At 75.3% G+C, this 20,118-nt stretch carries 18 protein-coding genes; 10 read left to right on the forward strand and 8 right to left on the reverse strand.

Annotated elements, in window-relative coordinates; genetic code table 11:
- Positions 1-1,089: an MFS transporter gene (locus tag ACWGL3_RS09055; RefSeq protein ID WP_452461118.1), complete on the reverse strand. Its 1,089-nt coding sequence runs from the start codon at positions 1,087-1,089 to the stop codon at positions 1-3.
- An 8-nt stretch (positions 1,090-1,097) separates the two neighbouring features.
- Positions 1,098-1,268, reverse strand: coding sequence for a hypothetical protein (locus ACWGL3_RS09060; protein WP_452461119.1), 171 nt, complete (start codon positions 1,266-1,268; stop codon positions 1,098-1,100).
- Between the two features lie 73 nt (positions 1,269-1,341).
- Here ACWGL3_RS09060 and ACWGL3_RS09065 point away from each other — a divergent pair, with 73 nt between their 5' ends.
- The gene (locus ACWGL3_RS09065) at positions 1,342-1,992 is read left to right on the forward strand and encodes an ArsR/SmtB family transcription factor (RefSeq protein ID WP_267949915.1); all 651 of its coding nucleotides are present in this window, start codon (positions 1,342-1,344) and stop codon (positions 1,990-1,992) included.
- Positions 1,993-2,128: 136 nt separating this feature from the next.
- On the opposite strand, the gene ACWGL3_RS09070 is transcribed toward ACWGL3_RS09065, so the two are convergent.
- Together ACWGL3_RS09070 and ACWGL3_RS09075 are read right to left on the reverse strand one after the other, a co-directional pair.
- Entirely contained in the window at positions 2,129-4,339 is a 2,211-nt protein-coding gene (locus tag ACWGL3_RS09070; protein WP_452461120.1) for a DUF6351 family protein, read from the reverse strand.
- Between the two features lie 344 nt (positions 4,340-4,683).
- Positions 4,684-5,253 (reverse strand): pyridoxamine 5'-phosphate oxidase family protein, encoded by a 570-nt coding sequence (locus ACWGL3_RS09075; RefSeq protein WP_267949917.1) that lies wholly within the window; start codon positions 5,251-5,253, stop codon positions 4,684-4,686.
- A gap of 350 nt (positions 5,254-5,603) precedes the next feature.
- Between ACWGL3_RS09075 and ACWGL3_RS09080 the strand changes: the two genes are divergently transcribed.
- Positions 5,604-6,257 (forward strand): response regulator, encoded by a 654-nt coding sequence (locus ACWGL3_RS09080; RefSeq protein ID WP_267949918.1) that lies wholly within the window; start codon positions 5,604-5,606, stop codon positions 6,255-6,257.
- A gap of 16 nt (positions 6,258-6,273) precedes the next feature.
- Here ACWGL3_RS09080 and ACWGL3_RS09085 read toward each other — a convergent pair whose 3' ends face one another.
- The 3 genes from ACWGL3_RS09085 to ACWGL3_RS09095 all read right to left on the reverse strand — a co-directional run bounded on the left by ACWGL3_RS09085 (position 6,274) and on the right by ACWGL3_RS09095 (position 9,927).
- Positions 6,274-8,046 (reverse strand): GAF domain-containing protein, encoded by a 1,773-nt coding sequence (locus ACWGL3_RS09085; RefSeq protein WP_452461121.1) that lies wholly within the window; start codon positions 8,044-8,046, stop codon positions 6,274-6,276.
- Positions 8,047-8,199: 153 nt separating this feature from the next.
- A complete protein-coding gene (locus ACWGL3_RS09090; RefSeq protein ID WP_344180532.1) occupies positions 8,200-8,979 on the reverse strand; it encodes an SDR family oxidoreductase in 780 nt (259 codons plus the stop codon).
- Positions 8,980-9,042: 63 nt separating this feature from the next.
- Positions 9,043-9,927, reverse strand: a complete 885-nt coding sequence (locus ACWGL3_RS09095; RefSeq protein ID WP_267950375.1) for a LysR family transcriptional regulator — start codon at positions 9,925-9,927, stop codon at positions 9,043-9,045.
- A gap of 177 nt (positions 9,928-10,104) precedes the next feature.
- Between ACWGL3_RS09095 and ACWGL3_RS09100 the strand changes: the two genes are divergently transcribed.
- From ACWGL3_RS09100 to ACWGL3_RS09120, 5 genes are all read left to right on the forward strand, one after another.
- On the forward strand, positions 10,105-11,382 hold the full coding sequence (locus ACWGL3_RS09100; protein WP_267949921.1) for an MFS transporter: 1,278 nt from the start codon (positions 10,105-10,107) through the stop codon (positions 11,380-11,382).
- 203 nt (positions 11,383-11,585) lie between these two features.
- The gene (locus ACWGL3_RS09105; RefSeq protein ID WP_267949922.1) at positions 11,586-12,536 is read left to right on the forward strand and encodes a ring-cleaving dioxygenase; all 951 of its coding nucleotides are present in this window, start codon (positions 11,586-11,588) and stop codon (positions 12,534-12,536) included.
- The gene (locus ACWGL3_RS09110; protein WP_452461122.1) at positions 12,533-13,165 is read left to right on the forward strand and encodes an alpha/beta hydrolase; all 633 of its coding nucleotides are present in this window, start codon (positions 12,533-12,535) and stop codon (positions 13,163-13,165) included. The genes ACWGL3_RS09105 and ACWGL3_RS09110 overlap by 4 nt, the downstream gene beginning before the upstream one ends.
- 219 nt (positions 13,166-13,384) lie before the next feature.
- Entirely contained in the window at positions 13,385-14,152 is a 768-nt protein-coding gene (locus ACWGL3_RS09115; protein ID WP_267949924.1) for a sulfite exporter TauE/SafE family protein, read from the forward strand.
- Positions 14,153-14,581: 429 nt separating this feature from the next.
- On the forward strand, positions 14,582-15,841 hold the full coding sequence (locus tag ACWGL3_RS09120; RefSeq protein WP_267949925.1) for an amidase: 1,260 nt from the start codon (positions 14,582-14,584) through the stop codon (positions 15,839-15,841).
- A 166-nt stretch (positions 15,842-16,007) separates the two neighbouring features.
- Here the strand turns inward: ACWGL3_RS09120 and ACWGL3_RS09125 are convergent, their stop codons facing one another.
- Positions 16,008-17,015, reverse strand: a complete 1,008-nt coding sequence (locus ACWGL3_RS09125) for an ABC transporter substrate-binding protein (RefSeq protein ID WP_267949926.1) — start codon at positions 17,013-17,015, stop codon at positions 16,008-16,010.
- A 141-nt stretch (positions 17,016-17,156) separates the two neighbouring features.
- Here ACWGL3_RS09125 and ACWGL3_RS09130 point away from each other — a divergent pair, with 141 nt between their 5' ends.
- The 3 genes from ACWGL3_RS09130 to ACWGL3_RS09140 are packed head-to-tail and all read left to right on the forward strand — an operon-like array spanning position 17,157 to position 20,114.
- Positions 17,157-18,191 (forward strand): FecCD family ABC transporter permease, encoded by a 1,035-nt coding sequence (locus ACWGL3_RS09130; RefSeq protein WP_452461123.1) that lies wholly within the window; start codon positions 17,157-17,159, stop codon positions 18,189-18,191.
- The gene (locus ACWGL3_RS09135; protein WP_452461124.1) at positions 18,188-19,279 is read left to right on the forward strand and encodes a FecCD family ABC transporter permease; all 1,092 of its coding nucleotides are present in this window, start codon (positions 18,188-18,190) and stop codon (positions 19,277-19,279) included. Before ACWGL3_RS09130 ends, ACWGL3_RS09135 begins: the two co-directional genes overlap by 4 nt.
- A 19-nt stretch (positions 19,280-19,298) precedes the next feature.
- On the forward strand, positions 19,299-20,114 hold the full coding sequence (locus ACWGL3_RS09140; RefSeq protein WP_267949929.1) for an ABC transporter ATP-binding protein: 816 nt from the start codon (positions 19,299-19,301) through the stop codon (positions 20,112-20,114).
- Positions 20,115-20,118 lie beyond the last annotated feature (4 nt).

Consider the following 20,118-nt stretch of genomic DNA (forward strand, 5'->3'; position numbering starts at 1 on the left):
TCAGGCCCCGGCGGTGGCGCGCCCGGCGCCGCCCAGGTCCGCCTCGCTCAGCGTGAACTGCCACAGGAACGTGACCAGGGCCAGTGCGCCCATGCCCGCGAACACGGCGGTCAGTCCGAAGAACTGCGCGATCAGCCCGCCCGCGGCGGCGCCCAGCGGGAGTGTGCCCCAGGCCAGCAGCCGGTAGGCGCTGTTGAGCCGTCCGAGCAGGTGGTCGGGGGTGATCCGCTGGCGCAGCGACACGGTGACCACGTTCCACACCGAGAGGCCCACCCCGCCGACGAAGAAGCCCGCCCCGATCACGAGCGGGTCGGCGGTCAGCGCCGGGACCCCCACCAGGACGGCGAAGGCGAGCGCGCTCACGCGCAGGGACCAGGCCCGGCCCAGGAGGCGCTCGACGTGCTCGGCGGTCAGGGCGCCGAGCACGCTGCCCGCCGCGGTGGCGGTCAGCAGCAGCCCGTAGGCGGGCTCGGACAGGCCCATGGGGGAGGTGGGGCCCACCGCGAACAGGACCATGACGGTGAAGGCGGCGTTGGTGGAGAAGTTGCTCAGGCCCACCATGGCGGCGAGGGTGCGCAGGGTCCGGTGGCGCCACAGGAACCGCAGCCCCTCGGCGATGTCGGTGCGCATGGTGGCGGGTGCGGCGCGTTCGGTCCGGAAGCTTCCGCGCACCAGGACCAGCGTGCCGGCCGCGACCAGCCACAGGGCGGCGGGGGCGGTGAAGGCGGCGGCCAGGCCCAGGGCGACCAGGATCCCGCCCAGGGGCGGTCCGGCGAACTGGTGGGCGGTCAGTTCGACGGCGTGCAGGCGCCCGTTGGCGCGGGAGAGCCGGTCGCGGCCGACCACCTGCGGCAGGATCGACTGGGCCGAGGTGTCGTGGACGGTCTCGGCGGTCCCGACGCCCAGTGCCACCGCGTAGAGCAGCCAGACCGACCCCAGGTCCAGGGCCAGCGCCGCGGCCAGGCCGGCGAGGAGCAGCCCCCGCGCGAGGTTGGCGCCGACCATGAGGCGGCGGCGGTCGTACCGGTCGGCGAGGGCGCCGGCCGGGAGGGACAGGAGCAGCCAGGGGATCGTCAGCGCGAACGCCACGCCCGCGATCAGGAGGGGGAGCCGGTGAAGCGCAGGGCGACCAGGGGCAGCGCGACCTTGAGGACCCCGTCGGCGAGGTTGGAGAGTCCGGAGGAGGTCCACACGGTCCAGAACCGGCCTCCGAGGTGCCGGGGTCCGGTGGGGGGCGGGGGGTCGGAAAGGGGGGTCGTCTCCGTCATGGGTCGAGCCTGACAGGGTGATTGAGAGAAAACAATCGATTTGGCTTTTGTCGATCGTTGCTACGCTGGCCCCATGGGAGAACGGGCTGGTGCGAAGGGGACCGGGACGCGGGCGCAGGGGGAGGCGCCCCCGGCGCGCAGGAGGCGACCGGCCACCGTCAAGGAGGTCAAGGCCCTCTCCCACCCGCTGCGGATCCGCATCCTGAGGCTGTGCGCGGTGCGGGAGCTCACCAACCGGGAACTGGCCGACCGGCTCGACACGACCCCGGGCACGGTCCTGTACCACGTCCGCCAGCTCGTGGACTCGGGCCTGCTCGTGCCCGCGCCCGTGCGCACCGGGGCGAGCGGGGCCCTGGAGAAGCCCTACCGGGCCACCGGGGAGTCCTGGTGGCTGGACGGGCCGCTGATCGGCGCCGGCGACGAAACGGCCGACGCGCCGGTGGAGGCCCTGCGCCGGGAACTGGAGGAGGCCGGGCCGGACTCGGTCCGCGACTACGCGCGGTTCGTGCTGCACCTGTCCGACGAGGACCGGGACGAACTGGGCCGGCGCATCCTCGCCGTCCTGGACGAGTACGTGCTCACCGAGCACGAGCGCCGGGGGAGGCCGGCCTACGGCGGGGCGTTCCTGCTGCACGCCCTGGCCGACCGTGACCCGGCCGGGGGCGGGGCGACCGCGCCCCGCGACGGGGAGGCCGGGCCGGGCCCGGACGGCGCCGGCCGCTAGCGGGCCGCCCCGGGGCGCGCCGCCGGGACGGGCGGACTCCGCACCCGGAGGCTCCGCGTCCTCGGGCCCGGGGGCCGCCGACGGGCCCACGGGCACCGGCGGACCGGGGCCCGCCCCCGCCGCCCCCCGCGGCGGCTCAGAAGCGCAGCCAGGTTCCCGCGAGCCCCTGCTGCCCCCGTCCGGGGGCCGACCAGTCGCACACCCCGTCGGCGAACACCTCCGCGGCGCGCTCGGCCTGCTCGGGGGTCAGGTCGGCCGGGTGCTCCGCGGCGTCGAAGGGGACCAGGCGGCACGCGACCACGTCCAGGGCCAGGGGCGCGCCCGCGACCAGCCGGGGCGAGGCGTGCACGGGGTAGGCGTCGGCGCACGCGTCCCCCTGCCCGGCGCTGAGCGGGAGCTGCTCGGCCACCACCCGGCGGGCGGGGTCGCCCACCCAGCACGAGTCGGTGAGCCACTCCGGGCGCGCGGCGCGCACGTGGTCGATGGCGGGGCGGCCGGGGTCGGCGGCGCCGAGCTCCCGCACCCCGCTCGCCCAGGCGTCGAGTTCGGCCAGGGCCCTTCCGGCCACCGGGGCGGAGGAGGAGAACCCGCCCCGCCCGCCCCGCTCCACGAGCATCACGTGGTTGTCGGCCGTGCCGTTGGCGGCGAGCAGGCGCTCGCGCAGCGAGAACGAGTGGAAGCGCATGTGGATGCTGCCGCCCGGGACGTCGTCCTCGTAGGCGCGGTGGTCCACGACGGGGATGTCGGCCAGTCCGCCGCCCCCGTTGAGGAGGCGGCCGGTGCGGTAGGCGGCGACGGTGGCGGCGGGGTCGGCCTCGGTGCGCTCCTCCACCACTCGGCCGTCGGCGTCCAGGCCGCCCACGTGCTCGTTCAGGTGCAGGAACTGGTCGGCGTCGATCGTGCCGTCCAGGAGGGCTCCCAGGCCGTACTGGACGCCGACGTTGTCCAGGGGGCGGCGCGGCAGACCGGTCGAGGGGTCGGTCCCGTAGACGTTGCCGGTGTGCGCGTACAGCTCGCAGCGCACCCGTTCGGGCACCCGGTCCGCGCACACGCCCGCGGGGTCGACGCGGTCGGCCTCCCCGGCGAGCTTGCCGATGGCGTCCCAGCGCGCGAACCCGGACACGGCGCGCTGCTCCTCCCTGCTCAGGGTGCCGGGGTGCTCGCGCGCGTACTCGTGCAGCAGCAGGGCGTCGGTGGCGGTCGGCACCACGGAGAAGGCCACGTCGGGGAAGGAGTGGGAGACCAGCAGGCCGTCCAGCAGGCCCGGCTGGTTGTCGCCGATCTGGTGCGCCTGGTAGGCGCCCCCGGAGGAGCCCCGGCCCAGGGTCAGGTCGGGGGCGCCGTGGGTGAGGGAGAAGCGCTGGACCACGGCGGCCGCGGTCTCGGCGGCCAGCAGGTCGTTGCAGTTGTTGCCGAACACGTTGAGGGAGGCGGAGGCCACCGCGTACCCCTGCGAGAGCATGCCGTGGTCCAGGACCCCGGCGGTCCTGGTCCCCTGGACGTACCAGCCGCCCGCGCACCCGCCGCCGAACGTGTACACCAGGCGGCGGTTCCAGCCCCGCGGCGGCTGCCACGGGTCGGGCCCGGGGTCGCCGGGGGTGTACAGCAGCGCCGTCTCGTAGATCGACCTGTTCACCGTGCCGGTCTCGACCCGGACGGTGTAGGGGACCCTGTGGCCGGTGGAGGTGGTGGTCCGGGCGGCGTCGCCGGGCACCCGGTCGGGGTCGGCCATGGGGGCCCAGGCCCCTTCCTCGGTGCGGTACATGTGGCGGACCACGGTCGGGGCCGAGCAGTCGGGGTCCAGGGGCGGGCCGAGGGTGCCGCCGCCGTGCAGCTCGAAGCGCTCGGTGTCGCACACGAAGGGCTCCTGGTGGGGGCCGGAGAAGACCGGGCCCGTGAGGGGGTGGGCGGTGACGGTGACCCTGGCCGTCACCGGGTCGGTCCCCTCCTGCGCGCTCCCCCCGCCCCCGGGCGCCGAGGCGGTCAGGACGGTGTTCCCCCGGGGCAGCCCGGAGACCAGGCCCTCCAGGGCGGGGGTGCCGTCGGCCAGGCGCACCGTGCGCAGGGAGGGGGTGGCGTCGGCGCCTCCCACGTCCAGGCGGACGTCGGCGGCGGGCACGGACGGGGAGGGAACCACCCTGACCAGGGCGGTGTCGCCCATGACGGTGTCGGGGCGGGAGGAGAGCACCTCCAGGGAGAGCGGTGCGTCGGCGTCGCGGGGGGTCTCGGGGGCGGCGGGCCGCGCCCACAGGCCGGAGGGCAGGGGCGCGCCGGAGACGGTGAGGAGGACGGCCGCGGCGGCCGCCGCGGCGCCCAGGAGCGTGCGGCCCCGCGGTCCCGCCCTCACGTGCGTCCGGGGCGGCCGCAGGGGGCCGGGCGCCCCGCAGGGTACCGGCCGGGCCGGTGGGAGCCGTGTCCCGCGGAGCGGGCGCGGCGGGCCGCGTCCCCGTGGGCGGGGTGCGCGCAGGGGGTGGCCGGGCCCGGACGACGGTGGGGGGAGCCCGTGGCGTACCGGGCCCGAAGGGGGTGATGTGCTCCCATGACGGATTCGGTACCCGCAACCGGACAGACCGAACGCCCGGTACGGACAAGGCTGGGGAGACGTTCGCCGACCCCCGGGTGACGCGCCGGTGGCCGGGCCCCGCGACCCCCGGCCACGGGCCGGAGGCGGCCGCGCCGCCGCCCGCCGGCTCAGGGCCGGTGGACCCGCCGCCCGCTCACCCGGCCCGGGACCAGCTTGAGGACCTGGTCGCGCTCGCCCGCCGCCCAGGGCAGGGGCAGGCGGCCCCGGGGGATGCGGGCCAGCTCCTCCGCGTCGCGGACCCACCTGCACCGCCCGCTCGCCAGGACGCTCCAGCCGTCACGGCGCTCCTCGTCGAAGAGGTCGACCTGGAAGGCGGCGTGGCCGCGCGCGTAGCGCATCACGGTTCCCGCCAGGGTGGTGCGGAACACCACCGTGTCGTTGAACAGCGCGTAGTTCACCGGCAGCACCGTCGGGGCGGCGTCCCCGTCGATGGTGAAGGCCACCCGGCCGATGTCGCGGGTGCCCAGCAGGTTGAGGCAGGTCTGCCGCTCCAGCACCGTGAAGCTCGCCCCGTCGTCCCCCTCGGCGACGTCGGCGCCCTCCATCAGCTCCTGCTCCTCCGCGAGCCGGTCGGTCCCCGCGTAGTCGTCCGCCTCCCGCTGGGCGGGCGGTGCGGCCGCTCCCGCGACCGTTCCCCGATCCTGGTCCGGCGCCCCGGCGCCGCGTGATCCGTCCATGACAGGCTCCCCGAAGTCGGTGCCCTCGCTCCGTTCCCCGCCATTCTCGCCGGTCCCGGCCCCGAAGGCGTGGACCGCCGGCCCCTCGTCCGGCGGCGGAGGTCCCCTCCTGTGCGCTTACCCGGGGGGACGCAGGGCTCAAACAGAACGGGACGTTCGACTCATATGGCATGAATCTTCGCTGGCTAGGCTGGGTGGACGGGAGCCTGCCTCCCGCCCCGCCCCTCCCGCGGCCGGAGCGCCCCCGCCGCGGGTGCCCGACAATGGGCACGCGGCGGCGGGCGACCCCGACACAGGGCGGACGGGCCGCCTCGGGCTCCCGTCCCCAGCTCTGAGGAGGTGCCCGCCCGATGGGTGGAGACAGAACGATCCGGGTGTTCCTGGTGGACGACCACGAGATCGTCCGGCGGGGTGTGGGATCACTCCTGGACGAGGAGGACGGCATCGAGGTGGTCGGCGAGGCCGGGACGGCGGCGCAGGCGCTGGCGCGGGTCCCCGCGCTCGCCCCCGACGTGGTCGTGCTCGACGTGCGCCTCCCCGACGGCGACGGCGTCACCGTGTGCCGGGAGATCCGCTCCCTGCTCCCCGACACCCGCATGCTCATGCTGACGTCCTACTCCGACGACGAGGCGCTCTACGGCGCGGTCATGGCCGGGGCGTCCGGGTACATCCTCAAGCAGATCCACGGTACCGACCTGGTCGGAGCAGTGCGCACGGTCGCCGACGGGCGCTCCCTGCTGGACCCCGAGTCCACCGCGCGCATGCTCAAGCGGCTGCGCGAGGAGGCGGTGCGCAAGGACCCGCTCAGCGAACTCACCGAGCAGGAGCGCCGCGTCCTGGAGCTCATCGGCGAGGGGCTCACCAACCGCGAGATCGGCGCGCGGATGTACCTGGCGGAGAAGACCGTCAAGAACTACGTCTCCAGGGTCCTGGCCAAGCTCGGGATGGCCCGGCGCACCCAGGCCGCGGCCTACGCGGTGCGGCTGTCCATGGACCAGGGATAGGAGGCCCCCGCGGGCCTCACCCGCGCACCTCCCCGGCCCCGCCGGTGCGGCGGAGCGGCACCGACCACTCGACGCACGCTCCCCCGCCCGGACCGGAGGTCACCGACAGGCGGCCGCCCAGCTCCTCGGCCCGGGAGGCCGCGTTGCGCAGCCCGCTGCGCGAGACGCCCCCGGTGATGCCCCGGCCGTCGTCGCTCACCCGCAGGACCAGCTCCTCGCCCACGGACAGCTCCACGTCCACGGCGGTGGCCCGAGCGTGGCGGGCCGCGTTGGACAGCAGCTCGCGCAGCACCGCCACCAGGTGCTCCCCGACCGCCTCGTCCACCGCGTTGTCGATCGGCCCCTGCGTGAGCAGGCGGGGCGCGAACCCCAGCGTCTCCGAGGCGGAGTTGACCAGGTCCAGCACCCGCGACCGCAGCCAGGGGCCCTCCTCGCCCGAGCTCTGGAGCGCGAAGATCGTGGAGCGGATCTGGCGGATGGTGTCGTCCAGGTCGTCGACCGCGTTCTGCACCCGCTGGGAGGACACGGTGTCCTCGATGCGGCGCACGGTGCCCATCAGCGTGATGGCGGTGGCGTACAGGCGCTGGATGACCGTGTCGTGCAGGTCGCGCGCGATGCGGTCGCGGTCCTCCAGCACGCTCAGGCGCTCGGAGTCCAGCCGGGCCTCGGCCAGCTCCAGCGCGACCGCCGCCTGGTCGGCGAACGGCGACAGCATGCTCAGCCAGCTGTCCTGGAAATCCCCGCCGCCCCGGCCCCGGGCGAGCACGAGCACGCCCCGCGCCCCGTCCGGGGGGCCGAACGGCAGCACCAGCACGGGCCCCACCCCCAGCCGGGTCAGGAAGCCGGTCCCGTCCCCGTCCGAGGCCGACACGTCGGTCTGGACGGGCTCACCGCTGCGGTAGACGCGTCCCAGCAGGGTGTGGGGCGCACACGTGAGCGTGGCCCCCCGCGCACCGGCGGCCACGGCCCCGTTGTGCTTTTCGGGCCCGTCCCACACCCGCACGGTGAGGGTGTCGGGCTCCTCGCCCGGCATGGCGATGACCGCGAGGTCGGCGTCGACCATCCCCCGGGCGCGGCGCGCGACCAGGCGCAGCACCTCCTCGGGAGGGGCGCCGGACAGCAGCCGGGTGGTGATCTGGCCCGAGGCGTCCAACCAGGTCTCCCGGCTCTGCGTCTGGGCGAAGAGCTGGGCGTTCTCGATGGCGGTCCCCGCCGCGGTGGCCAGGGCGCGCAGCAGGAGCTCGTCGTCCCCGGTGAACTCCGCGCCGTCGCGCTTGTCCGTCATGTACAGGTTGCCGAACACCTGGTCGCGGATGCTGATGGGAACGCCGAGGAAGGTGTGCATGGGCGGGTGCCCGGCCGGGAACCCGCGCGACTCGGGGTGGTCGCGCACCTCGCGCAGGCGCAGGGGGCGCGGGTCCTTGATGAGCAGGCCCAGCACGCCCTCGCCCTTGGGCCAGTGCGCGATGCCCGCGATCTCGTCCGGTTCCAGGCCCACGGGGATGAAGCGGCTCATCTCCCCGTCGGGGCCGATCACGCCCAGGGCGCCGTAGCGCGCGTCCACCAGGCTGGCGGCCGTCTCGGTGATGCGCACCAGCAGGGGGTCGAGTTCGAGTCCCTCCCCGATGGAGACCACCGCCTCCAGGAGCGTGTGGATGCGCTCCTGGCCGGCGGAGATCTCGCTCAGCCGCGACCGGACCTCGTCCAGGAGGTCGTCGAGCCGGACCTGGGGGAGGGACAGACGGTCCTGCCCGTGGTGGGCGGTGCGGACGCCGTCCGTCTGGCTCATGGAGGTTCTTTCCGGCAGCTGTCGAGGGGCTCGCCCCCGAGTCTAGGGGCAGGTTCCGCACGGGCGCGGTCGGCCTCTCCCCACCGGGCCGGCCCCCCGGACCCGGCGGGGAGGGGCCGGGCCCGCCGCCCCCTCGGCGGACGCCCGGCGCGCTCAGGCGGAGATGCCGCCGTCGCTGTGCAGGAGCTGGCCGTTGACCCACACCCCCCGGGGGGAGCACAGGAAGTCCACCAGGTCGGCGGTGTCCTCGGGGGTGCCGAGCCGTCCCAGGGGGGTGTGGTTCGCGCACTCCTCCCGCGTCTCCCGCGACATCCAGCCGGTGTCGACGGGGCCGGGGTTGACGGCGTTGGCGGTCACCCCCAGGTGGGCGAGTTCGCGTGCGCAGGCCAGGACGATCCGGTCCAGGGCGCCCTTGCTCGCCCCGTAGGGCAGGTTGCCGACCGTGTGGTCGCTGGTCAGGGCGACGATCCGCCCCGTCCCGTGCGCCCCGCCGAAGCGGAGCCCGAACTCGCGGACCAGCTGCCAGGTGGCGCGCGCGTTGACCGCGAAGTGGCGGTCGAAGGACTCCACGGTGGTGTCCAGCAGACCCGAGTCGACCGACTCGCAGTGGGCCATCACCAGCGCGGTGACGGGGCCCAGGCGCTCCTCGGCCTCGTCGAAGATCCGGGCGGGGGAGGCCGGGTCGGCCAGGTCGGCCTCCACGGAGTGGGCCGCCGCGCCGCGCTCGGCCAGTGCGTCCAGGGTGGCCCGGGCCGCGCCGGCCTCCACACCCCAGTCCATGCGCGCGTCGTAGGGGGTCCAGTGGGTGAAGGCCACGTCCCAGCCCGAGGACGCCAGCCGGCGGGCGATCGCCGAGCCGATGCCGACGGTGCGGCCCACGCCGGTGACGAGGGCGACCGGCCGGGCGGGGGAGGAGGGCGGTGAGAAGGTCATGCGGCCATCGTGGCGCGGCGTGTACGGCGGGGCAACGGAATTGCCGGGCCCCGGTGCGGCGGCTCAGCCCGTCAGGCCGGGGATGATGCGCGGCCCCACCCGCCGCACGTAGTCGCGGAACAGGGCCACGGCCGGGGGCTCGTACCCGCCGCCCGAGCCCTCGCGCGGCCAGACCACCCCGATCGGCCGGTCCGCGCCACCGCCCAGGACCGGCAGCTCCACCGTCCCGGCCAGCGGCCCGCGCGGGCGGGCGGGGAGCACCGACACCCCCAGGCCCGCCGCCACCAGGCCGCGCGCGGTCGAGATGTCGTCGGCCTCGAACGCGACCCGGGGGGTGAACCCCGCCCGGTCGAGCAGCCGGTCGGTCAGGTGGCGCACGCCCCGGCCCGGTTTGAGCAGGACGAACTCCTCCTCGGCCGCCGCCACCGCCGCCACCCCCCGCGGGGACCGCGCCAGGGCGTGCCCCTCGGGCACCACCAGCCGCAGCGACTGCGTGTGCAGCACCGCGGACGCCAGCCCCCTGCCCGAGGGCAGCGGGGAGGTCAGGGCGAGGTCGGCCCCGCCCGAGGACACGCGGCTCAGCGACTCCGCCCACGGCTCCTGGGTCAGCGAGAACCGCACCCCCGGGTGCTCGGCGCGAAACCCCCGCAGCAGCACCGGCACCACCTCCACCCCCAGCGTGGGCAGGAACGTCAGCGCCACCCGCCCCTCCTCGGCGCCGGTCAGCTCCGCCATCCCCCTGCGCAGGTCGTCCAGGGCGCGTTCCACGTGCGGGAGCAGGATCCGGCCGGCGCGGGTCAGCCGCACCCCCCGGCCGGTCCGCTCCACCAGGGCGATCCCCAGCTCCTCCTGGGCCCGTGCCAGGGCCCGGCTCAGCGTCGGCTGGGGCACCCCCAGCGTCTCGGCCGCCAGGGTGACGTGCTCGGTCCCGGCGACCGCCGCCACCATCCTCAGCCGGGGCGCCAGCACCCGGGCGAGCGCGTCCGCGTCCGGCTCCCGGGCCCCGTCCGCGCGCCCGTGCCGCCCCGCCCGCTCCGACCCCTCCGCATGTTCCATGCATTCCAGTATGAGTCAGGGACAAACCATGCATTGGACGTATGAAACCGTGGTTCCTAGCGTGGACCCATGACCGCGACCACGTCCCCGCCCGACCACGACGCCCGCCTCCGCGCGGGCACGGCCGCCTACCGGCGCACGGTCGCCGCCATGGTGGCCGTCGCCGTGGCCACCTTCGCCCAGCTGTGGTCGGTCCAGCCGGTCCTGCCCGCCATCGCCGACGGCTTCGGCTCCACCGCGTCCCAGGCCGCGCTCACGGTCTCCGTGGCCACCGGGGGACTGGCCGGGTTCACGCTGGTGTGGAGCGGCGCCGCCGACCGGTTCGGCCGGGCCCGCGTCATCGCCGTGTCCCTGGCCCTGACCACCCTCCTGGGCTGTGTGACGCCCCTGGCGGGCGACCTCTGGGCCCTGCTCGCCCTGCGCGCGCTCCAGGGCGCGGCCCTGGGCGGGGTCCCCGCCGCGGCCGTCGCCTACCTGTCCGAGGAGGTCCACCCGGCCGACGCCGCGCGCGCCACCGGGCTGTACATCGCGGGCAACCCCCTCGGCGGGATGGGCGGGCGCCTGCTCGCCGGGTTCGCCGCCGACCTGGGCGGCTGGCAGTGGGGGATCGCGGCGAACACCCTCCTGGGGCTGGTGTGCCTGGTCGTCTTCGTGCTGGTCCTGCCGCGCCCGCGGCGCGCGGTCGAGGCCGCGCCCCCCTCCGGGCGCCCGGCGGAAGGGGCGCGGGGGGACGGCCCGGGCGGCGCGAAGGCCCCCGGGGGCCCGGGGATGGGGCGGCGCCTGGCCGCCGCGCTCACCACGCGCGGCCTGCCCGCCCTCTACGCCCAGGCCCTGCTGCTCATGGGCGCGTTCATGACCGTGTACAACCTGCTCGGCTTCCGTCTCATGGGCGAGCCCTTCGGGCTCTCCCAGTCCGCGGCGTCCCTGCTCTTCCTGTCCTACACCGCAGGGATGCTCGGCTCGGCGGTCGCCGGGCACCTCTCCGGGCGCTGGGGCGGCTACCCCGTCCTCATCGCCGCCACGGCGCTGATGGCCGCGGGTCTGGGCGGCCTGCTCACCACCGCGCTGGCCGGCCTCATGGCCGCCCTGCTGGTGCTGACGTTCGCCTTCTTCTGCGCCCACGCCACCGCCTCGGCCTGGGTGGGGGCCCGCGCGGTCACCGGCCGCGCCCAGGCCATGGCCCTGTACACGCTCGCCTACTACCTCGGCTCCAGCCTGTTCGGGTGGTGCGGCGGTCTGGTCTACGACGCGGTGGGCTGGGGAGGCGCCGTGGCCTTCGCGGCGGGGCTGTGCGCGGTGGCGGCCCTGGTGGGGCTGCGGCTGCGCCGCCTGCCCCCCGCGGCCTGAGGCCGCGCCGCCCCCCTGCTCGCCCGCCCCGCCCCGGTGGCGGGACCGGTCCGCGCTGCACCGCCCGCGTGCGCGCCCCGTGTCCCTGGGCGTCGGGGGCGCCCCGCCGGGGGAGGGTGGGGGAGACGCATCGGCCGGGTTAGTTTAAAATTCAACTACCTTGGTCCGAAGACACACCGGCGACTTCGACGGAAGGTGACGACATGGACGTGCGCCCCGCGGGAATCCACCACGTGACCGCGATCGCCAGCGATCCGCAGGCCAACGCGGACTTCTACCTCAACGCCCTCGGCATGCGGCTGGTCAAGCGCACGGTCAACTTCGACGCGCCCGAGACCTACCACCTCTACTACGGCGACCGCGCGGGCAACCCCGGCACGATCATGACCTTCTTCCCCTGGCCCGACGCGCCCCGGGGCAGGATCGGCGCGGGCCAGGCCACCACCACGACCCTCTCCGTGCCCGAGGGCTCCCTGGGATGGTGGGCGGAGCACCTGGCCTCCCTGGGCGTGGACGCCACCCGGCCCGCCGAGAGGGGCGAGGAGGACGTGCTCGTGCTGCGCGACCCCGACGGTCTCGCCATCGAGCTCGCCGCCAGTGCCGACGCCCACGACACCGACCCCTGGGACGGGGGAGCGGTGCCCCCCGAGCACGCCGTCCGGGGCATCCGCGCGGTCACCCTCACCGAACAGGACGTCGAGGGCACCGTGGAGATGCTGAGCGGGCAGCTCGGCTTCCGGCTGGAGGGCGAGGACGGCGACCGGCTCCGCTTCCGCACCGGCGGCTCCGGCGACGGGGTGGGCACCATCGTCGACGTCCTGGCCGCCCCCGGAGCGGAGCGCGGCCTGGTCGCGGCCGGCACCGTCCACCACGTCGCCTACCGGGCCCCCGACGGCGACGTCCAGGAGGCCTGGCGCCGGACCCTGGAGAACGACGGCGTGGGCGTCACCGAGATCCGCGACCGCACCTACTTCACCTCCATCTACTTCCGCGAGCCGGGCGGGGTCCTGCTGGAGATCGCCACCGACGGCCCCGGCTTCGACTACGACGAGCCGCTGCTCGCACTGGGCCGGGAGCTGAGGCTCCCACCGTGGCTGGAGCCCGGCCGCGAGGAGATCGCCCGCCGCCTGCCCGCGCTGGAGGTCCCCCGGTGACGGCGACCCAGGACTTCGTCCACGTCTTCGAGCCCGCCACCCGGCCGGGAGCGCCCACGCTCCTGCTGCTCCACGGCACCGGCGCCGACGAAAGCGACCTGCTGCCGCTGGGCCGGGCCCTCTCGCCCGGCGCGGCCCTGCTCTCGCCCCGCGGCCGTGTGAGCGAGAACGGCATGAACCGCTGGTTCCGCCGCCTGCGCGAGGGCGTCTTCGACGTCGACGACGTGGTCGCGCGCAGCGCCGAGCTGGCGGGGTTCGTCACCGCCGCGGCCCGGGACTACGGCCTGGACCCCGACCGGATCGTGGTCAGCGGGTTCTCCAACGGGGCCAACACCGGTGCGGCGCTGCTGCTGCTCCACCCCCGCCTGCTCAGCGGGGCCGCCCTGTTCGCGGCGGGGGCTCCCCTCCAGGGGCGCGAACCCGACCCGGTGGACCTGTCCGGGGTCCGGGTGTTCCTGGGGTCCGGGGCGGCCGACCCCGTCACGACCCCCGACCAGGCGCGGCTGCTGGCCGCCCAGCTCGGCGACAGGGGAGCGGACGTGGAGGCGCGCGAGCACCCGGGGGGACACCGGCTGGACCCGGACGTGCTGGCGCAGGCCCGCGACTGGTTCGACCGCTCCCGGTTCTGACCGGGACAGCAGACCGCGGCGGCGCCCCCTGATCCCGGGCGCCGCCGCCCCTTTTCCCCCACTACGAATCTACGTAGTAAAGGAGGGGCTTTTGTAAGGGGTTTGCAGTAGTCGACCGCCCCGAATGCACCGGTACGGGCTGGATAAACTCACCGGGTTCCCGCTCTTCCTCATTGAAAAGAACCCATGATCACCTCTCTCCCTGAACGCGTGCGGTAGATGGACCCCGAGATCCTCGCCCTGGTCATGGGGGTCGCCGTCGCCGCCGGCTGGGTGGACGCCGTCGTCGGGGGAGGCGGCCTCCTCCTGCTGCCCGCCCTCCTCGTCGCCGCGCCCACCACCCCCCTGGCCACCCTGCTGGGCACCAACAAGCTCGGCGCCGTCTTCGGCACCGTCTCCGCCGCCATCGCCTACTCCCGCAAGGTCGCCGTCGACCGCCGCGTCGTCCTGCCCACCGCCGCGCTCGCCCTCCTCGGGTCCGGGGTCGGCGCCGCCATGGCCGCCGCCCTCACCGCCGAGGTCCTCAAACCCGTCATCATGGTCGTCCTGGCCGGGGTCGCACTGCTGGTCTACTTCCGCCCCGCCATGGGAGCCACCCCCGACCCGCGCCTGCGCACACGCAACCGGCTGCTGGCCGTCACCGCCCTGGCCGGGGTCGGCGTCAGCCTCTACGACGGCCTCATCGGCCCCGGCACCGGCGTCTTCCTCATCATCGCCTTCACCGCCGTCGTCGGCATGGACTTCGTCTCCGCCTCCGCCTCGGCCAAGATCGTCAACGTGTGCACCAACCTCGGCGCGCTCACCGTGTTCGCCTTCGGCGGCCACGTCGACTGGCTCCTGGGGCTGAGCCTGGCCGTCTGCACCGTCATCGGCGCCCAGATCGGCGCGCGGATGGCGCTGCGGCGCGGCTCCGGGTTCGTGCGCGCGGTCCTGCTCGTCGTCGTCCTGGCCCTGCTCCTGCGCATGGCCTGGGACCTCCTCGCCTAGGGCGTCCGGCGCCGGGCCCCGCGGGCGGTGAGGACCGCGCCCGCGGACGCCCCCGTCACACAGGCGATGGCGACCCAGTGGAGGGGGAGGGCCGTTCCCCCAGCAGGAGCGGCCCGGCCAGGGCCGCCCTGACGTCCTCCACGATGCGCAGCGCCGCGCAGCGGTCGGACGCGCGCCCGACAGCAGGCGGGGGACAGGGAAAAGGGGCGGCGCGGGGACCGCCCCCGGGGCTACCCTGACCAGCGGTCCGCCCCCTGCGGGCCGCCGTGCCGAGGAGCAGCCCTGGAGATCCACGAGTACGCCGAACTGGACGCCGTCGCCCTGGCCGACCTCGTCCGCACCCGGCAGGTCAGCGCAGCCGATGTCGAACGGGTCGCCCGGCTCGCGCTGGAACGTGCGCACGGCGAACTCAACGCGCTCACCGGCCCCTTGTCCGAGCCCGACCCCCTCCCGCCGGCGGACGGCCCTCTGAGCGGGGTCCCGTTCGTGGTCAAGGACAGCGGCCCCTTCGCCCGCGGTATGCGGTTCACCCTGGGCAGCAGGGCTGTGGACGCCGTCGCCACCACCGACCACACCCTGATGTCGAGGTTCCGCGCCGCCGGCCTGGTACCGCTCGGCCAGAGCACCGCACCCGAACTGGGGCTGCACTTCGCCACCGAGTCGGCGCGCCACGGCATCACCCGCAATCCTTGGAACCCCGACCGCGGCGCGGGAGGCTCCAGCGGCGGGGCGGCCGCCCTCGTGGCAGCCGGGGCCGTGCCCTTCGCCCACGGCAACGACGGGGCGGGGTCGTTGCGCGTGCCCGCCTCCGCCTGCGGCGTCATCGGACTCAAGCCCACCCGCGGCCGCACCCCCTGCGGCCCGCTGACCGGAGAGGCCGGGTTCGGGCTCGTCACAGAGTTCGGGCTCACCCGCACCGTCCGGGACACAGCACACGTCCTGGACGCGGTCTGCGCGCCGCCAGTGGGTGAGAAATTCGTCGTCTCCGCCCCCACCCACCCCTACGCCGAGGCGATGCGGGCCGACCCCGGGCGGCTGCTGATCGCCGTGACCACCACTCCCTGGGCCGACACACCCGTCGACCCGTCCGTGGCCGAGGCCGCCTCGGACGCGGGCCGCGTCCTGGAGTGGATCGGCCACACCGTGGAGGAGTCCCATCCGCACCTGGAGCCCGAGGACGTGGTGGAGGGCACCGCCCTGGCAGCCCTGGCCACCGGTACGGCCCTGCTGCGGGCGCCGAAGCGTCCCGACCCCGCCCTGTTGGAAGGGGTCTCGCGTGCTGTGCTCTCCGAGGCCCGGCGGTGCACGGCCCTGGAGGTGGCCGCCATGCTGGAGGCCCAGCACCGGGTGACCCGGCCCCTGGGCGCGTTCCTGTCCCGGTACGACCTGCTGGTGACCCCCGCGCTGGGACGGCTGCCCGCACCGCACGGGACCCTGGACTACGACGCCTCCGGGCACAGTGTGCGCTCCTGGCTGCGAGCCCTGCTGCGGTACGGGCCCTTCACGGCGCCGTTCAACGTCTCGGGCCAGCCCGCGATCAGCCTGCCCCTGGCCCTGAGCCGGGAGGGTCTGCCCATCGGGGTGCAGTTGGTGGCCGCGCACGGCCGCGAGGACCTGCTGCTGGCGGTGGCCGCCCAGCTCGAACAGGCCGTGCCCTGGAGGAACCGCAGGCCTTCGATCCACGTGTGAGCCGCGCCCCGGCCGCGCCGACGGCGTTCACAGCGGTCGGCGGAACCGTGGGCCGCCGCCGGGCCCGGCGCCCGTCCCCCGAGCACGCGGCCAGGCGCCTTCCCCTGGTGGGGGCGCCGGCGCCCCCTTGGCGCCTGGTCACCTGCGTGCGCCCGGGGCGGCGGTGTCACAGGGCGGGTTCGGCCTCCCCGGTCAGGGCCGCCCTGACGTCCTCCACGATCCGCAGCGCCGCGTAGTGGTTGGCCGCGCCCCAGTGGTCGTGGTCCACCCGGTACACCGCCTCCTCGCGCACGGCGTCCAGGTTCGACCACACCCCCTCGGAGAAGGTCCGCGGCGCGTCGGGGTACCCGGACCCGGCCATGACGAAGACGGCGTCCCCGTCCGCCCGGTCCAGGTTCTCGTAGCTCTGCGCGATGTAGTCGCTCGGGCCCTCGCCCTCCAGCTGCCCCTCCGGGCGGGCGAACCCCAGGTCGTCCACGACCTGACCGGGAAAGGACTCCGCCGTCTCCAGGCGTATCTCGCTCCCGCTCTGCAACCGCACCAGCGACAGCTCGGTCGCGGCGGGGTCCACGCCGGCCGCCTCGATGTCCCCGCGGGCGGAGGCCACCGCCTCCTCGTACGCCTCCAGGGCCCGCCCCGCCTCCTCCGAGGCGTCCAGGACCCCGGCCACCTCGTCCAGGTGCCCGCGCCAGGACCCGGTGCCCTCCCACTCCAGCAGCACCGTCGGCGCGATCGCCTCCAGGCTCTCCAGCATGTCCGCCTGCGCGCCCACCGGGGTGCTGACGCCGATGATCAGGTCCGGTGCGGCGTTGGCGAGCTCCTCGACGTCGACGTCCTCCTCGGAGGGGGAGTTGGTCACCAGGGCGTGCCCGCCGCCGTCCGCGCCCTCGGGCAGGAACGGCGCCAGCCCCTGGTCCTCCCCGCCGGGCGTGCCCATGGTCGCGACCACGTCGTGGCCCAGAAGGGTGACCGCCGCCAGCGTGGGGCGCCACAGCACGGCGATCCTGTGCGGTGTGGCGGGGATCTCCACGGGCCCGTTGGCCGCCTCCACGGTGCGGGTGCCGCCCTCCGGTTCCTCCGGCGCCGGGGGCTGCGGGGAGCCCCCGCAGGCCAGGAGCGAGCCCAGGGCGGCTACTGTGACCAGGGTGCGTGCGGTGCGCGGGAGCGAAACCATGAGGGGCCCTTCCGTGCGAACAGGATGAAGGTAAGGCTAACCTGTCCCCTGGGCTTTTCGGTTCCGCGAACCACGCCCCGCCGGGCCGCGCCCGACAGGGCGGCCCCACCCACCACCCACGCCACAACGAACGGGGAAGCCGTGGCCCTGCGCGCGCCCACCCTCACGCGCCCCACCCTCACCAGGCGTGTCCTTCGACCCACGGGTCTGCTCCTGGCCCTCGGCGTCCTCGCCGTGTGTGCCCTGCTCAGCATCACCGTCGGGGCCAAACCCATCCCCGTCGCCGACGTCTGGGCCGCCCTGGCCGCCTACGACGGCAGCTACGACCACGACGTCATCCGCAGCCTGCGCGTGCCCCGCACGGTCATCGGCATCTTCGTCGGCGCCGCGCTGGGCCTGGCCGGCGCCCTCATGCAGGCCCTGACCCGCAACCCCCTCGCCGAACCCGGCCTGCTGGGCATCAACTCCGGGGCCGCCGCCGCCGTCGTCATCGCCGTCTTCGCGTTCGGCGCCGGAGGGTCGGCGTTCGTGTGGCCCGCGTTCATCGGCGCCGCCGTGGCGGCCGTGGCCGTCTACGCCCTGGGATCGCGCGGGCGCGCCAGCGCCACCCCGGTCCGCCTGGCACTGGCCGGCACCGCGGTCGCGGTCGTGCTCCAGGGGATCGTCTACGGAGTGATCGTCCTCAACGACTTCGTCTTCGACCGGATCCGCTTCTGGCAGGTGGGCTCCCTCGCCGGACGCGACCTCGACGTCTTCTGGCAGGTGGCCCCCTTCCTCGTCGCCGGGGTGGTCCTGACCCTGTGCCTGGGCCCCTCCCTCAACGCGGTCGCCCTGGGCGACGACCTCGCGGCCACCCTCGGCGCCAGGATCCCCCTGATCCGCACCGCCACGGCCCTGGCCGTGGTCCTGCTGTGCGGGGCGGCCACCGCCTCGGCGGGGCCCATCTGGTTCGTGGGCCTGATCATCCCCCACGCCGCGCGCATGATCACCGGCCCCGACCAGCGGTGGCTGCTGCCCTACGCCGCCGTCCTGGGCGCGATCCTGCTCACCGCCGCGGACGTGGTCGGCCGCGTCGTCCTGCCCCACTCCGAACTGGAGGTCGGCATCATCACCGCTTTCGTCGGGGCGCCCCTGTTCATCGCCCTGGTCCGCAGCAGAAGGATGGCCCAGCTGTGAGCAAGACCCTGGCGCCGCCGCGCCCCACCCCGACCGGCCGCGCCACCCCGCGCGGCGCCCTGGCCGTGCGCCTGTTCGGCGAACGGCTCTCCCTGCTGGTGCGCCCGCGCACCGTGGCCGTGTGCCTGGCCCTGGTCCTGGTCGGCGTCCTCGCTCTGGCCGTGACGGTCACGGTGGGGGACTACGAGATCTCCCTGGCGGCCGTGCCCGGCGCGATCCTGGGCTACGGCGAACGCCTCGACGTCTTCTTCGTCCAGGGCGTGCGCCTGCCCCGCGCGCTGACCGCGATCGGCGTGGGCGCGGCCCTGGGCATCGCGGGCTCGGTCTTCCAGAGCCTGTCGCGCAACGCCCTGGGCAGCCCCGACATCATCGGCTTCACGTCAGGGGCCGCCACCGGCGCCGTCCTGGTCATCCTGGTCCTGGGCGCCGGCCGGCTGGCGGTGTCCCTGGGGGCCATCGCCGGGGGGCTGCTCACCGCCGCGATCGTCTACCTCCTGGCCATGAAGAACGGCGTGCAGGGGTACCGGCTGGTCCTGGTGGGCATCGGCGTGTCCGCGATGCTCGGGTCGGTCCGCGACTACCTGTTGACCCGTGCCGAGCTCACCGACGCCCTGGGCGCCCAGATCTGGATGATCGGCAGCCTCAACTCGCGCGGCTGGGCCGAGGTCGCCGCCGTGTGGATCTCCCTGGCGGTCCTGGCCCCCGTGCTCCTGGCCCTGGGCCGGCGGCTGCGCTTCATGGAGCTGGGCGACGACACGGCGCAGGGGCTCGGGGTGCCCATCCGCTCCACCCAGATCTGGGCCCTGGCGGCCGCCAGCGCGCTGACCGGCGCCGCCATCGCGGTGGCGGGCCCCATCGGCTTCGTGGCCCTGGCCGCTCCCCAGATCGCCCGGCGCCTGACCCGCACCGGCGGGACCACCCTGGTGGGCTCCGCGCTCACGGGAGCGACCCTGCTGGTGGTCGCGGACCTGGTGGCGCTGCGCGCCCTGGCGCCCACCCAGCTTCCCGTGGGCGTGGTCACCGCCGTCATCGGCGGGAGCTACCTGATCTGGCTGCTGTACACCGAATGGCGCGGCGGACGTGCCTGAGCGAGACCGAGAGAGAACGATGACCACTCCAGCCGACACCGGTTCCCGCCTCAACGGCCGGGACCTCACCCTCGCCTACGAGCAGCGCGTCATCTCCCAGAACCTGGCCGTGTCGATCCCCGACAACTCCTTCACGGTGATCGTGGGCCCCAACGCGTGCGGCAAGTCCACCCTGCTGCGGGCCCTGTCGCGCACGCTCAAGCCCGCGCACGGGCACGTCCACCTGGACGGGCAGGTCATCGGCTCCTACCCGGCCAAGGAGGTCGCACGCCGCCTGGGGCTGCTCCCGCAGACCTCCATCGCCCCCGACGGCATCGGGGTCGCCGACCTGGTGGCCCGGGGCAGGTTCCCGCACCAGGGGTTCCTGCGCCAGTGGTCGGCCCAGGACGAGGCGGTGGTGGCCGAGGCCATGGACGCCACCGGCGTCACCGCCCTGGCCGACCGGTCGGTGGACGAGCTCTCCGGGGGGCAGCGCCAGCGCGTGTGGCTGGCGATGGTCCTGGCCCAGCAGACCCCGCTGCTGCTGCTGGACGAGCCCACCACCTACCTGGACATCGCCCACCAGATGGACATGCTCGACCTGTGCGCCGACCTGCACGCCGAGCGCGGCTACACGCTGGTGGCCGTCCTGCACGACCTCAACCACGCGTGCCGCTACGCGAGCCACCTGATCGTGATGAAGGAGGGCGCCATCGTCGCCGAGGGCGACCCGGCGAAGGTGGTCACCGCCGAACTCGTGGAGGAGGTGTTCGGGCTCCCGGTGCGGATCATCCCCGACCCCGAGACCGGCACGCCGATGATCGTGCCCGTGGACCGCCGGGGCGCGGCCCGGTAGCGGC

It is taken from the genome of Nocardiopsis sp. NPDC055824 (assembly GCF_053616335.1).